The following is a 1051-nucleotide window of genomic DNA, read 5'->3' on the forward strand; positions in this document are numbered from 1 at the left end:
CATCCTCAAACCGCAATTCATTAAAGCCTTTTCCTTTGTGGGTCCGGGTCTTAAAGGTGGTGCGGGTTTTTTCGGCAGGTAAATCCAGCGGCGGGCGATTCAGACCGTTATAGGTGCAGCCGGTCACAATCGGACGATCAATATCGCCATTCAGATAGGAAACAATCACCTCCTGACCGATGCGCGGAACCGCCATAAAACCGTAACCGCTGCCATTCCAGCCCTGGGCAAAACGCACCCAACAGGCGGCGTTTTCATCGGCCTTATCATAACGATCCCAGTGAAAATGGACGCGAATACAACCGTCTTCATTAACATAAATCTCTTCCCCTGCCGGGCCAACCACGGTCGCGACTTCATCACCATCCGCCAGCGGTTTGTAACGATATAGCGGTCGCCAGTCCTTATAGCCAGAAATAAAACTGAATTCGTTATGCAGATAAGTTCCTGACCCGCTGCTGGCTTCTTGCAGGGCCTGCGGACATTGACCGTGATGATGAATAGACACGATTTGCCAGCGGGTATTTATGGCTTCAACCGGGTGTTCGCTGAGGTCAAAGATTTTACCGGGCATCAGTTTAAAACAATGACTTTGCCCATAGCCGGCCAAACGTTGGTTCTGAACTGCCTGCTGACGGCGCTGGACAAACGGTTTCGCCTCCGCATCTTTCTGAAAACGTCCGTAGCTTTCAAAGATCGAAAACAGGGTTTTCTGCCCCGCCACACGCGGATCGGTATCGGCCCAGTGCGTGAGGAAGTAATCAGGATTTTGCGGATTTCTATCCTTATAAATAACCCGTTGCGGGGTCATGGAAACCCCCAGATGCACCTGATTAATCACATTCATTTCTGTGGCAGTTTGTCTCTGGGGATTGTAGACCAAAGGTAAATTGGCGGTCATGCCTAAGTGGCTGTCACTGAAAAACAGTTTGTCATCTTCAAACCAGAAATTCAGCCCTTCTTCAGCGACTAACCGGGCAAAAAAGTCATAATCGGACTCCCGTTTCTGCGTCACATACTCGCGAATATAATGAAACTCATTCAGTTGGGA

General features: G+C 49.7%; 1 protein-coding gene. It reads right to left on the minus strand.

The genetic code is table 11. The features are described 5' to 3' along the window. Window positions 1-1051: type VI secretion system tip protein TssI/VgrG (tssI, locus tag AM629_RS21175; RefSeq protein ID WP_152912064.1), on the minus strand; the 1051-nt coding region annotated here is incomplete at both ends.

Origin of the sequence: Photorhabdus heterorhabditis (assembly GCF_001280945.1) — a bacterium.
Classification (GTDB): Bacteria; Pseudomonadota; Gammaproteobacteria; order Enterobacterales; family Enterobacteriaceae; genus Photorhabdus; species Photorhabdus heterorhabditis.